The following is a 10,000-nucleotide window of genomic DNA, read 5'->3' on the forward strand; positions in this document are numbered from 1 at the left end:
CGGCTCCGCCGGCCCGCGCGGCCTTGGCCACCGCTGCGAGATCGAATTCCTGGCCGGCGATACCACCCGACTTCCGTTTCACGACAACACCTTCGATTGCATCGTCAACGGCTTCATGCTGCGCAACGTGACCGACCTGCCCGCGGCTTTCGGTGAACTCCGACGCGTGCTCAAGCCGGGCGGACGGCTCGCCTGTCTCGACCTGACGCCGCCGCGCGGCCCGATGCACGGGCTCTTCGGTTTCTACATCGCGCGCGTCGTGCCGCTGCTCGGCGGAGTGGTGAGCGGGCACTACTCCGCCTACCGATGGCTGGGTCAGTCACTGCGGCCCCATCCGGACGCCGAAAGCATGGCCGCGATCATGCGCGCGGCGGGACTCGCCGAAGTCGGCTATCGTCTGACCGGGTTCGGCACGGTAGCGATCCATTATGCCGTCAAACCCGGCGAAGCCACCCGCCGCAGCGGCGGCGATCGTACTGAGCGCGAGAGGCGCCCGGAGAGCGATGGACGCGGCGCTGCTTGATTGGTGCCGGCGGCTCATCGGATGCCGCAGCGTCACCGCCGAGGGCACGCGGGAGATTGCCGCGTTATGCGCCTCGGCGATGCTTGCGCCGGCCGGAATTACCGCTCGCCTCATCCCCTCGACGCGCGAGGGCGGCGAACAGGTCAACCTGGTCGCCGCGATTCGCGGCCGCGAATCGTCGCTGCGGCCGATCGTGCTCAACACCCATCTCGACACCGTGCCGCCCGGCGCGCCTGAGCTATGGACCGCCTGCGACGGCGACCCGTTCAGCGCACGCGTCGACGGCGATCGCATCTACGGACTCGGCGCCGCCGACACCAAGCTTGATCTGGCGGCCAGGATTTTTGCGCTGAGCGGAGTTGGCACGCCGCGCCGCGACGTTTACCTGGTCGGCACTTTCGGCGAAGAGCATGGCCTTGCGGGCGCGAAGGAAATGGCGGAGGCGGCGATCCTGCCGGCCGGCGCGATGGCTTTCGTCGGCGAGCCTTCGCGCCTGGAGGTGATTACCGCGCACAAGGGCCTGATGATGTTCGAGCTGGCGCTCGGCTTCACGCCGCTTCGCGTTGACGAGCCGATGCAGATGCGGCGGCTGACGTTTGCGGGCAAGGCCGCTCATTCCAGCACTCCGGCGCTGGGCGTCAACGCGATCGAAATCGCGCTGAAAGCGATGGCGATCAATCTCAAACATAACCTGGTGGCGATCGCGGGCGGCACTGCGGTCAATGTCGTGCCGGCGCGATGCGACGTCGTCGCAGCAACCGACGCGGCGCTCGATATTCCGATCGGCGGCGCCATCGAGACCACGAGCTTCAACAAGGAGGCCCCCGAGGTCATCCCGTTGGAGGTCGTGACCACGATGCTCCGGTTCATCGCCGCACTGCGCAACTACGCCGACCAGGGCGGCGGTGACGAGGCCGATTACGCTCCGCCGACGCTGACCTGCAATCCCGGCGTAATCCAGTCGGAGTCCGGTTCGATGAAGCTCGACTTCGAGTTGCGCCCGCCGCCCGGGCTCGCGCTGGACGAGGTCCGCGCCGGGGTCGCCCGGGTGGCTGCCGAGATTTCGCGATCCGCGGCCGCCGTGTCCGTGGCGCTACGCGAGAAGCGCGCGAATCCGGGCTTTCGCGCGCCCGCGGCGAGCGAGACCGTCGAGTTGGCGATGGGCGCGTTGGCAAGCGCGGGGCTCGAGCTCAAATCCGGCGTGAAATCGGGATGCACCGAGGCGGGGATATACGCCGCGGCCGGGCTCGAACCGGTCGTGATCGGGCCGGGGCCGTCGACCGGGGTGATCCACGCGCCCAACGAATACAATTTTCTTTCCGACGTTGAAGCGGCGGTGCGCTTCTATCGCGCGCTGCTCGAGATGTAGGCCGGCGGCGGCAGCTAGGGCAATGGGACCGCGTCGACCGGCGCTTCTTCGGCCAGCCCCAGTGCCGCGATCACGCTCGCCGGAGTAGCCAGCCGCCGCTCATCCTGTTCCAGGGCGCTCGCCTGCACCGCGCGAAACCCCCGGCGCGAGTCCTCGTGCGCGATGAGATACAGGCGGGCGTGCTCGGCAGGTGGCTCGGCTGCTCTCAATTTGAGCGTCCGCCGCTGCCTTACGGGAACCAGCTCGGCGGTCGGGGCGCCGTAGTAAGGACCGCCGTCAAACGGGTCGATCTGATTCAGGAATTTCATCCCCGCCTGCTCCAACAGGCGCACTGCGCCGCGGCTTTCTTCGCGCACCGCGCCGATCGACGCGCGCACCTCGTCCGGCAGCAGAAAAGTGTAAAGCGGCGCGTCGGGAAAGAGCGCGCGGATGAACTCCTTGTCGTGGGCCGAAAGCCGATCGGCCTCGCGAAACGACAGGCCGGTTACGCGCCTGCCGTAGTGGTCCCAGAAGATGTTTCCCTGATCGCCGGCGCTCGGCGGCAGCATCTCGGCGATCACCCGGTCCTGGAAGCGCTTGAGATGCCGTCCGATATAGAGGAAACGCGCCCACGAGAGCTGCTTGCCGATTCGCTCCGGGCGATGGCGCATCGGCTGGGTCACGATCAACCCGCCGGTCTCGGTCGGCCCGTCCATCGAATGGCGCAGCCGCAGATACGTATGCCGGAACATCTTGCGCAGCTTCGCGGAGTAGCGCTCGTCGCTGTCGATTTCGAGGTAGTAATGCGGACTCTGCGGGGTGCCGTGCTGACCGATGATCATCGAGGCGCCGGCGATCGTGCGGGTCGCGATCTCTTCAGCGCAGAAGATATAGACGGCGCGCGCGGAGTTGGCGACTCTGCCGCGAAACGATTTCGCCGCACGCGTCAGCGTCTCCGTCATCTCCGCCGAATCGGTGGGGAGGTTCACCGAATCGAGCTCGCGCGCAAGCCGCAGCAGGCTGCGGCGGTCGGCGACGCGGGCCTCGCGGATGAGAAAGGCCGGCTGGGCGGCATCCATGGCAGCCGCATACTACCATGCCAGGCACCACGGCGGGTCTCAGGCCACAAGAGCGCGCCGGGCAACCGTCCTCATGCGCAATGGCGGGAGGGCGATCGTCCGAAGCGCCTGTACAGGAAGCCAAATGGACCATTTTGCCGTGCCAGAGGCCAAGTTGAATTAGGTTGATGGGTCGGATAGTTTTTTGGCTGGGCCGGGAGTTGGCCGGCTGCACAGGAGGTGTGGTGTGATGGAGTTGCCGAAGTGCCAAAAGTGTAACAATGGCACTCTGATTCCACTGTCGGACTACGGCCAGGAAGGCGCTTCGGTGATTTTCAAGGCATGGGTTTGCACCAACCCCGAATGCGGCTTCAGCTTGCGCGTCGATAAGGGCGAAGTGACTTACGGCAAACGGATCGAGACCAAGCACTGACCCGCCCGCCGCCGAACCGGGCATCGTAAGGGGCGGTCCTTCGGGACCGCCCCTTTTGTCTTGCGCGGCCCGGACTTGGCGCCCGCAGCGGATACGATCTATAAAGCGTTTCTGTTGAACGCTGTTGAGACGCAGGCCGCCGCGCCGAGCTTCGCAATGGAGGTGCTTACGAGATGAGCGAACACGTCTTTCGCTCGCAGCCGATCGGCTCGCTGCTCAGGCCCGCCTACCTGCGCGAGGCGCGGCGCGCCCTGCGCGCGGGCGAGATATCCCCGGCACGCTACAAACGGGTCGAAGATCGCGCCGTGGACGACGCGCTGGCCCTGCAGGAGGCGGCCGGGCTCGACATCATCAACGACGGCGAGCAGCGCCGCATGAGCTTTCTCGGCTCGCTGCTGGAGGCGACCGAGGGCCTTTCGCGGAGCTCCTCGGTCACGCAGCCCTGGCATGAGGACGACGCCCACGTGGTCAACCTTTCGCTGGGTCTGGCGGTCACGGGCAAAGTGCGCCGGCGCCGTTCGCTCGCGACCGAGGAATTCGTGTACGCGCGCGCTCGCGCGAGGCGGCCGATCAAGATTACGCTGCCGAGCCCGATGATGCTCAAGATGTTCTGGTCCCCGCAGGAATCCAGCGCCGCCTACCGCGATCCGTTCGAGATGTTCGCCGACGGCGCGGCCGTGATTCGCGAGGAGATCGGCGAGTTGGCGCGGCTTGGATGCGAGTACATCCAGATTGACGCGCCCGAGTTGACCAACCTGGTTGATCCCGAGGTGCGACGAATGGTCTTCGAGGAGCGCGGAATCGACCCGCGGCGCCTGCTCGCCGAGGGCGTCGAGATTCTCAACTCGCTCGCCGCCCATCCCGGCGTGACCTTCGGCTTGCATCTGTGCCGCGGCAACAACGACGGCCGCTGGCTCGCGCGCGGCGGTTACGACTCGATCGCGCGCGAGGTCTTCCAGCGCGCACGCGCCTACGACGAATTCCTGCTCGAGTACGACGACTCGCGCTCGGGCTCCTTTGAGCCGCTGGCCGAGGTGCCACGCGACAAGCTAGTCGTGCTGGGCCTGGTGACGACCAAGCGCAACGTGCTCGAAACCGCCGACGAACTGATCGCCCGGATCGAGGATGCCGCGCGCTTTTTTCCCAAGGAGCGCCTCGCGCTCTCGACCCAGTGTGGCTTCGCGTCGGGAGTGAAGGGCAATCCGGTCGAACCCGCGATGCAGGAGCGCAAGCTCGCGCTGGTCGCCGACGCCGCTCGTCGCGTGTGGGGCTGACTTACGCGGGCCCAACGGACCGGGTTGGCTCGCTGGCCGGCCGGCGCTAATAATGGTCCGTTCAATTCGCCGACAGGAGTTTGCGAGAGTTTGCGAGTATTCCTATTGACGCCGCTTCGATCGCTTATGCTGGCCGCGATCCTCACAGTCCCTGCCTGCTCCGCCCAACACGACGCGCCCGCGCCTCCGCCGGCGCCGGCGCACGCCCCGGACCGCTTCATCTACGTCTCGGCAGCCGGAGTACCCGACGAATGCTACCACGACCTCGGCCCGGTCAGTTTCACCGAGCCGTACACCAGCGCCGCGATGGACGGGGACGGCGTGGACATGGCGAACAAGCTCCGCGCGCTCGCGATGCAGAAATATCCCGACCAGGCCGACGCGGTAATCAACGTGCGGACCGAGGAAAACAGCGTCGGCACGGTAGTGACCGTCAACGGCGATGCCGTCGAACTGCATCAGGGACATACCGTGGAGTGCGCGATGCGCAAGGCGCCCGGAGTGCTCGATCGCGCCGCGGCGGTCGCGGCCGGCGGGATGATCGGCGCGGTCGCGGGCGGACTGATTACGGGGGGCACGGGAGGGATGATGGTCGGCGGGGGCGCCGGCGCGGGCGCGGTTGCCACCTACATGGGGGTCAAGCAGCATCTCGAAACCAAGCGCGAGCAGGCTCAGCTCAAGAAACAGCTCGCATCGCAGCAGAGCGAAATCGCACGCTTGCTGGCCAAGCGATCGAGCCTGCAGAAGTGCGCGGACGACGACATCGCGCTCGCGAACTGCAAAGTCAGCGACACGATCGCGGCTGCCGCCGATCCCGCCGCCAAGCCGGCGGAAGATCCGTCCTATGAAACCGAACAGCCGCAATTCGAACTTCAAAAACAGGTCGAGCAGCAGCAGGATTACATCCGCAAGCTCCGGGATCAGGTCTTCGAGCTGCAGGAGCAGTTGGGCGGCCGTTACGCCGGAACGCAGTAGCCGACCGCAAACCGTAGCATTCCGACGGCTGCGGGCTCGCTCAGTGCCAGCGCGGTTCCACCTCGGTGAACTCCTCGAGCTCCTTGGCCCAGCCCTTGCCCAGCGGGACGAGGAAGAATTGCGCGATCCGGCGCGAGCTGAATCGCCACTGGCCGCCGGTCAATTCGTACTCGTCATAGATCTTGCCGCAGCCGATCAGGCTTTCGCCGTTGCGCACGGCGCGATTATCGAGCCAACACCATCCGCGCGCGTGAGTCTTGTCGATGAACTCGATGTAGTGATTGGTGAAAAACGGCTTCACGCGAAACGCCCACGTGCCGCCGTAGAAGTTCTTTATCGCTTCGCGTCCGCGATGAATCCCCCAGCCTAGGAGGCTGAAATCCGCGGCCCCGTCTTCGGCGAAAAGCTCCGCCATCCCGTCGGCGTCGCGCCGCAGGATACACTCTCCGTAAGCGTAAGTGAGCGATCTGATTTGTTCGCGATTCCAGAGCTCTTCTACTTTCTCTTCGAAACTCTTTTCCATGGCACGGCCTCCCCTGGATGTGCGGCCAATCGGACAGTCGTGACTTTACCAAGAGCTCGCGTCGCAGCGCCACGAGCTTCTGCGGCAGCGCGCGGTACGCTTGACAACCCGCCGGCGGCGATGATTTACGGCAGCTTGAAGGTGCCATCCGACAGGTCGAGGACAGGAGGGAGAGCGATGCAACTCACCGACGCCAAGGTAGTCATCCTGGGTGGCAGCACCGGCATCGGATTCGCCACCGCCAGGGCGGCCATCGCCGAGGGCGCCCACGTCACAATCGCAGGACGATCGGCCGAGAAGCTGAGGCTCGCGAAGGCAGCCCTGACCGGCGCGGCAGATACGGCGCTTCTGGACGTCAACGAAGAGACCGCGGTGCGCGATTTCTTTCAGACGCGCGACGGCATCGATCACATCTTTGTAACTGCGGGCAATCCCGCCCATGCTCCTCGCCTCGAAATCGACACTAGGCTGCTCCGGCGGGCGATGGACACCAGGTTCATGGGAGCCCTCTATGCTGCCAAGTACGGAGCGCCGAAAATGCGGAGAAACGGCTCCCTGGTTTTTATGTCGGGTTCGACGAGCACGGTTCCACTCGCGGGCGAGCCCGTGGTTACCGCATCGTGCGCCGCTGTGGAGGCATTCGCGAGAGCGCTCGCGGTCGACCTCGCGCCCCTCAGAGTCAACGCAATCACGCCGGGCTATATAGAAACGCCCTTCCTCGAGGACATCCTGGGCGAGCGCAAGGAGGCGGTTTTGGCCGCGGCTGCGGCAAAGCTGCCGGCAAAGCGCATCGGAAGAGTGGAGGAGGCCGCCGACGGCGTGCTCTTCCTGATGAAGAATGAGTACGTCACCGGCATCGCCCTACTGGTCGATGGCGGCTACCACCTCGTGTAGCGAGGCTAGTTCAGCTTCAGCGGCCTGGCGTCGATCAGGACGAAAGCAATGCGGCACGGCTTGTTCGACCGGTTCGACCAGGCATGATTGGTCCCACGCTGGACCAGGACGTCGCCGGCCTGCATCTTCTTTTCGCCGACATCCATCAGCGCCCAGATCTCGCCCTCAAGCACGATCGCGTAATCGATCGTCTTGGTCCGATGCATCATCGGATGCCGGCTCGCGCTCGCATCGTGCGCTAGCGCCTGCGCGCCCGAGCGGCCCATCGAGGCAAAGGCTTTGTCGCGGTCGGCCGATTTGATCCAGCGCTTGTCCGGCGGAAATTCGACTACGCGCACCACCGTCCCGCGCTTCGGTGGCGCGAGCTGGACCGGCACCTTGCAGGGATCCTTGGCCTTGCGGTTATCGGCCGGCGTCGAGTCGGTGGCCCAGATTTCGGTCACGCCGAAAGTTGGAATTCCCTGCAGCGTCATCACATGAGACGACGGCGCGTCGGAGACGAACACCGAGCGCCCGCGGGCGTCATGTCCGGTGACGATGCGGCGAACTTTTCTCAGCCGCGGCTTCGCGGCGGATCTGCTAGCGGTTTTCTTCATTTGAGCATACCCGTGTTGAGATTCGGATGCCGGCGTTGGTCGGCAAGCCGGAATTTGAAAGTGCCGAGCGCCTTAAGTTAGAGCGCTGAGCGCTTCGCTCAGGCCGCTCACGCCTCAGCGCTTCGCTCTGCCATCTTTTCGAAAACTTCCTTGGCCACGAATGCGGCCGTCATCGCCGTCGGCCATCCGGAATAAAAGGCCATGTGCGTAATAATTTCCGAAATCTCGGTTTTGGTCACTCCGTTGCCGAGGGCGCGCGCGATATGCACGCGCAGTTGCTCCGGACGATAGAGCGCGACCAGCGCCGCCACCGTTATCAGGCTGCGATCGCGCTTGGAAAGCTCGGGCCGTTCCCAGACGTCGCCGAAGACGACTTTGTCCGTGAGTTCGACGAGCTTGGGAACCGTGGCGCGAACCTGCTCGCGGGGCGAATTCAGGGAAGAGTTCGATGCCGACGACGAAGCCATGGGTATATTCCTCCATGATTTTGAGAAACGGCGGCGTCGCGATTCGCGCGCGCCTACGTGTTGAGAACCGAGACCATCTGTATCGAGGTCGTGCCGAAACGACAAGCGCGATGAGAACCTCCCGAGCGATAGCCGATTCGAGCGGAGGCGATGACGACGAGCAAGAGTCAGCGGCTTGTGCGAGCGTCAGCCAAGCCCTTCCCGGGTGCGCAGACAGAGCATCATCTGACGCTCTCCGCCTTGAGGATTTGAGGTCCCGCCCGTCGTTTCGGAGTTTGAAGAGACGCGGCTAGTCTGCAAGTGAGCAGTCATCGCTAGTCCCTGTTCTTTTTTACCTCATAATAGTGATACGTAGGAGCGAGGCAGGGGGAGCCGGTCCGCCCACCGCCAGCGCAGCGGAAACGAGATGCCGGAGTGGTGAAGTGAAGGAAGTTTTCTTGGATGGGATTGGCCCTTCATTGGGTTGACCTACGCCGCAGGGGTAACCAGTCGCATCCGCTTGGCAACGGGCATCTGCCTGGTTCCGGAACGCAATCCGTTTTTCTGGCTAAGGAGGTTCTGCAGAAGCAGAAAGAGCCATGAGGCGCAGACTTTCTGACAAGGTAATCCTGGTCACAGGCGCGGCTTCCGGAATAGGCCAAGCTGCTGCGTTGCGATTTGCCGAAGAGGAAGCCGTTGTGATTGTCGCCGACGTTCAAGAAACGGCCGGCCATCGGACAGTCGAGCAAATCGAGCAGGCTGGCGGCACAGCGGTTTTCATTCGAGTTGACGTTTCGCAGCCGCAGGACATCGAAGCTGCGTTTCGGCAGGTCAAACTACTCTATGGCCGACTGGATTGCGCCTGTAACAATGCAGGCATCGACGGCGATTGGGCCGATACCTTAAGCTGCAGCACAGAAAACTTTGACCGTGTGTACCAAGTCAATGTAAAGGGCGTGTGGCTTTGCATGCGAGAGGAGCTGCAGTTGATGCTCGCGCAAGGTCGCGGCTCGATCGTCAATACCGCTTCGGTTGCCGGCCATGCGGGGTTCATTGGTTATCCTGCATATACAGCGAGCAAGCATGCCGTCATGGGTCTGACGAAGGTTGCGGCGCTTGAATACGCGGGGCGCGGAATACGCGTCAATGCCGTCTGCCCTGGAATAATTCACACTCCACTATTCGAACGCTATTCAAAGAAAGCTCCTGAAGTCGATTATGCAGCTATGGAGCCGGTGGGCAGATTGGGTCGGTCAAACGAAGTCGCGGAAGCTATGCTGTGGCTGTGCTCGGACGAATCCTCATTTGTGACCGGTTCGGGTCTCGTTGTTGATGGTGGGTTTCTAGCCCGCTGACAGGACTTTCCGGAGAAGATCGATTGCATGCCGCCAAAGATGCAGGCCTGCCTGGACGGTTGAACGAGAACTATCGCACGGTCGTCCTGAGATATCGCCATCCGGCCCGTCGGCCCGCAACGGGCATGTGCGCCACGCTTTTATATCGCCAATGGAGTTGACGTCTCCTTCAGCGAATAGACAATCTCCCCCGAGAGATTCGTCTCTACACCCCTGGAGCTCTCCCTATACAAACACTGGATCAATCGTCCGACCGCGGTGCCGTCGAGGGCAAAAAAAAGCGGAGCATCGTGCTTGCGATGCTCCGCTCCGGTATAGCTTCCCGGCCGCGTCCTACTCTCCCATGCCGCCGTCGGGCACAGTACCATCGGCGCTGAGGGGCTTAACTGCCGTGTTCGGGATGGGAACGGGTGTTACACCCTCGCTGTGGCGACCGGAAACCTTGCCGTCCCGATCCGCACCGAGGCCGGCGCCGGATCTGCGGACGGGCGAAATCTCCGATGAACTGAATAGGTAGGGATCTACGAGCAGCAGCTTCATCCAGCAAGCAGTAGTAAGTAAGAAGAGAGATGGAC

The 10,000-nt window shown here is 63.8% G+C and carries 11 protein-coding genes and 1 rRNA gene; 7 read left to right on the top strand and 5 right to left on the bottom strand.

What is annotated here, in order from left to right; genetic code table 11:
- On the top strand, positions 1-523 hold a 523-nt coding region (locus tag VMI09_03025), incomplete at its 5' end, for a class I SAM-dependent methyltransferase (protein HTQ23642.1).
- Complete coding sequence (locus VMI09_03030; GenBank protein HTQ23643.1) at positions 504-1,892, top strand: M20/M25/M40 family metallo-hydrolase; 1,389 nt, start codon at positions 504-506, stop codon at positions 1,890-1,892. The genes VMI09_03025 and VMI09_03030, both read left to right, overlap by 20 nt.
- A gap of 14 nt (positions 1,893-1,906) precedes the next feature.
- On the opposite strand, the gene VMI09_03035 is transcribed toward VMI09_03030, so the two are convergent.
- The gene (locus tag VMI09_03035; protein ID HTQ23644.1) at positions 1,907-2,950 is read right to left on the bottom strand and encodes an arginine N-succinyltransferase; all 1,044 of its coding nucleotides are present in this window, start codon (positions 2,948-2,950) and stop codon (positions 1,907-1,909) included.
- 226 nt (positions 2,951-3,176) lie between these two features.
- Here VMI09_03035 and VMI09_03040 point away from each other — a divergent pair, with 226 nt between their 5' ends.
- From VMI09_03040 to VMI09_03050, 3 genes are all read left to right on the top strand, one after another.
- On the top strand, positions 3,177-3,362 hold the full coding sequence (locus VMI09_03040; GenBank protein ID HTQ23645.1) for a hypothetical protein: 186 nt from the start codon (positions 3,177-3,179) through the stop codon (positions 3,360-3,362).
- Between the two features lie 173 nt (positions 3,363-3,535).
- Positions 3,536-4,636 (top strand): cobalamin-independent methionine synthase II family protein, encoded by a 1,101-nt coding sequence (locus VMI09_03045; GenBank protein HTQ23646.1) that lies wholly within the window; start codon positions 3,536-3,538, stop codon positions 4,634-4,636.
- 105 nt (positions 4,637-4,741) lie between these two features.
- A complete protein-coding gene (locus VMI09_03050; GenBank protein ID HTQ23647.1) occupies positions 4,742-5,611 on the top strand; it encodes a hypothetical protein in 870 nt (289 codons plus the stop codon).
- A 40-nt stretch (positions 5,612-5,651) separates the two neighbouring features.
- Here VMI09_03050 and VMI09_03055 read toward each other — a convergent pair whose 3' ends face one another.
- The gene (locus tag VMI09_03055) at positions 5,652-6,134 is read right to left on the bottom strand and encodes a nuclear transport factor 2 family protein (GenBank protein HTQ23648.1); all 483 of its coding nucleotides are present in this window, start codon (positions 6,132-6,134) and stop codon (positions 5,652-5,654) included.
- 177 nt (positions 6,135-6,311) lie between these two features.
- Here VMI09_03055 and VMI09_03060 point away from each other — a divergent pair, with 177 nt between their 5' ends.
- Positions 6,312-7,028, top strand: a complete 717-nt coding sequence (locus tag VMI09_03060; protein HTQ23649.1) for an SDR family oxidoreductase — start codon at positions 6,312-6,314, stop codon at positions 7,026-7,028.
- Positions 7,029-7,033: 5 nt separating this feature from the next.
- Here VMI09_03060 and VMI09_03065 read toward each other — a convergent pair whose 3' ends face one another.
- Both VMI09_03065 and VMI09_03070 read right to left on the bottom strand, forming a co-directional pair.
- Complete coding sequence (locus VMI09_03065; protein HTQ23650.1) at positions 7,034-7,624, bottom strand: cupin domain-containing protein; 591 nt, start codon at positions 7,622-7,624, stop codon at positions 7,034-7,036.
- A 107-nt stretch (positions 7,625-7,731) separates the two neighbouring features.
- Positions 7,732-8,091 (bottom strand): carboxymuconolactone decarboxylase family protein, encoded by a 360-nt coding sequence (locus VMI09_03070; GenBank protein ID HTQ23651.1) that lies wholly within the window; start codon positions 8,089-8,091, stop codon positions 7,732-7,734.
- Positions 8,092-8,669: 578 nt separating this feature from the next.
- Between VMI09_03070 and VMI09_03075 the strand changes: the two genes are divergently transcribed.
- Positions 8,670-9,425 (top strand): glucose 1-dehydrogenase, encoded by a 756-nt coding sequence (locus tag VMI09_03075; GenBank protein ID HTQ23652.1) that lies wholly within the window; start codon positions 8,670-8,672, stop codon positions 9,423-9,425.
- 320 nt (positions 9,426-9,745) lie between these two features.
- On the opposite strand, the gene rrf is transcribed toward VMI09_03075, so the two are convergent.
- A 5S ribosomal RNA gene (gene rrf / locus VMI09_03080) occupies positions 9,746-9,863 on the bottom strand.
- Positions 9,864-10,000 lie beyond the last annotated feature (137 nt).

The organism is Candidatus Binataceae bacterium, from assembly GCA_035500095.1.
Classification (GTDB): Bacteria; Desulfobacterota; Binatia; order Binatales; family Binataceae; genus JAKAVN01.

Excerpts from the sequence above, each read along its gene's own strand:
- VMI09_03035 (HTQ23644.1), bottom strand. The coding sequence starts at position 2,950 with ATGGATGCCGCCCAGCCGGCCTTTCTCATCCGCGAGGCCCGCGTCGCC.
- VMI09_03065 (HTQ23650.1), bottom strand. The coding sequence starts at position 7,624 with ATGAAGAAAACCGCTAGCAGATCCGCCGCGAAGCCGCGGCTGAGAAAA.
- VMI09_03055 (HTQ23648.1), bottom strand. The coding sequence starts at position 6,134 with ATGGAAAAGAGTTTCGAAGAGAAAGTAGAAGAGCTCTGGAATCGCGAA.
- VMI09_03030 (HTQ23643.1), top strand. The coding sequence starts at position 504 with ATGGACGCGGCGCTGCTTGATTGGTGCCGGCGGCTCATCGGATGCCGC.
- VMI09_03075 (HTQ23652.1), top strand. The coding sequence starts at position 8,670 with ATGAGGCGCAGACTTTCTGACAAGGTAATCCTGGTCACAGGCGCGGCT.
- VMI09_03045 (HTQ23646.1), top strand. The coding sequence starts at position 3,536 with ATGAGCGAACACGTCTTTCGCTCGCAGCCGATCGGCTCGCTGCTCAGG.
- VMI09_03070 (HTQ23651.1), bottom strand. The coding sequence starts at position 8,091 with ATGGCTTCGTCGTCGGCATCGAACTCTTCCCTGAATTCGCCCCGCGAG.
- VMI09_03060 (HTQ23649.1), top strand. The coding sequence starts at position 6,312 with ATGCAACTCACCGACGCCAAGGTAGTCATCCTGGGTGGCAGCACCGGC.